Source organism: Ruoffia sp. FAM 26255 (assembly GCF_045528525.1).
Classification (GTDB): domain Bacteria; phylum Bacillota; class Bacilli; order Lactobacillales; family Aerococcaceae; genus Ruoffia; species Ruoffia tabacinasalis.
This window is the reverse complement of record NZ_JBGQQX010000111.1, coordinates 1-2,053: the sequence shown is the minus strand read 5'-3', so window position 1 is coordinate 2,053 and position 2,053 is coordinate 1. Positions and strand designations below refer to the sequence as shown.

Annotated in this window: 2 protein-coding genes; both read right to left on the bottom strand. The window is 33.6% G+C overall.

The window, feature by feature from the left end:
- Positions 1–217: 217 nt before the first annotated feature.
- Positions 218–481, bottom strand: coding sequence for an SAM-dependent chlorinase/fluorinase (locus ACEN31_RS11445; protein WP_407090817.1), 264 nt, complete (start codon positions 479–481; stop codon positions 218–220).
- Positions 482–1,049: 568 nt separating this feature from the next.
- Positions 1,050–1,928: a MetQ/NlpA family ABC transporter substrate-binding protein gene (locus ACEN31_RS11440; RefSeq protein WP_407090818.1), complete on the bottom strand. Its 879-nt coding sequence runs from the start codon at positions 1,926–1,928 to the stop codon at positions 1,050–1,052.
- Between the last annotated feature and the right edge of the window lie 125 nt (positions 1,929–2,053).

Sequence of the window (2,053 nt, the reverse complement as noted above, 5' to 3'; positions counted from 1 at the left end):
GTGAATTAACCATATCAGAAAGGGGGTCTTTTTTCATCACCTAATGGGTGATGAAGCAGATTACTTTAAAGACTATTAAATCAATGTTAGGAAAGACTATTAGTAAAACTATGAATTATTCAGGATAAAGGTTCTCAAATACCAATCTCAGTAAATAAGTTACTTATTTACTAACTCTGTGAGGGCGGATCAGAGGTAAGTCTTCCTTCAGCTATAACTAAAATGTGATGAACATCTGTAAGCAGCGGTATTCAACAATAATCGTTATATAGTGATGTTCTTGACCCACACAATTGATAAGTTTTATTGTCTTCACCACTGCTGCAGGATCTACTACAGAGACAAATACTGTCTTAGCTGGCCAATAAGTAGCTCTTTGTAATAGACAATATGACGCATTATTAATATGATACAGTTCGTTCCCAAGCGTAAGATGACTAATTGTAACTACGGGTGCAACAATATAGGTTACACTTTGCATACATAAATTTATAAGATTATATGGATTCTTAACTCATTCAATACACTCAGTTTTTTTAATCAACATAGTAAATTGATTCACTATAAAGGGTATTACCGAATGTATCTACCCATTTTACTCAACGCATCCATTCAAAGGCCATCTACGTTAATTGCTAACATTCGCGTATTCACTATCGAAGCATCTTGTGACACGAAGGCTAACACATTACTTTGAATGATTTGATTGTTTAAAATTTCAATACGTATAAAGTATGAAAAAATCAAAAATAAAATAAGTGGAAGACTGATGTTAATTTTCCACGAATATGCGAATGTATTTAAAATAAAGGACATTAACGAGTAAAAAGGCTAAAAGAATGATTAACCCAACGCGGTCCATCGAAAGTTTAGACAAATCAAATAAATTTTTGGCGTCCAGTATTTTTAATTTCTCTCATATATTTAAACACTACATAATTATATTATGTATTATAACCTTATTATAATAGAATTTATCATATAACAAAAAATACTAGTATCAACGGACACTAGTATTTTTTGTTATATTAATGTTCAAGTAATTACTCTTAATCTTGAGTTTGAATTTTTTGAGCCTCTTTTACGATATCCCAAGCTGGTATGCTTCCGCCTTGTGTAATTTCTTCAATCTTTGCTGCAACATCATCTTGTTGAAATAGCTCCACAACTTTTAAATAAAGTGGGTTGTCCGAATCTTCGGAACGTGCTGCGATATTATTAACGCGGTCAATATTGATGGTCTCTGGCGTATCGCCAAATACATAGATAGCATCTGATGGTACAAAATTAGTACCACCTAAGAAAGAATTGTCAATAAAAGCTGCATCTACATCTAATACAGCAGCTGGAATTTGAGCGCCATCTAATTCAATCAATTCTAAGTTTTTAGGATTATCAGCAATATTTGAAGGTGTAGGTAGTAATTCTTCACTATCATCTAAAGTAATTAATCCTGCACGCACTAATGTTTGGATATTATAGCCTAAGCTTGTTGGGGCAGCGTTCACTGCGATTTTTGCACCTTCAGGTAATTCATCTAAAGAATTGTATTTTTCAGAATATATTCTTGTAGGTACAGCGTAAGTATAGCCAATTGTAACAATATCACCGTTATTTTCTTGATTCCAATTGTTTAAAAATACATCATGTTGGAAGGAGTTTAAATCAATCGATCCATCTCGGAGAGCTTCATTAGGAATATTATAATCCGTTAATAGAACAACTTCGATTTCTATACCTTCTTCTTCCAACGCTTTTTCAGCTACAAATTGCCAAATTTCTTCATACTCCGTCCCAACAACACCAACAGAAACAGTCTCCCCTTCAAATTCGCGCTCCTCAGCAGATACTTGTAAAGATGCCGTTGAACCAAATAATACGCTACTTAATAACCCAACCAAAGTTAATTTCTTTAACCATTTATTCATACGCCGATTGTAAAATTAAGCTAGACAACTAAAACAGCCATTTGTGGTACACTCAACTTGTAATTCCGACCAAAGAATACAAAGGAGTGACCACAAATGACCTACACCCATCTTACCACGGATGA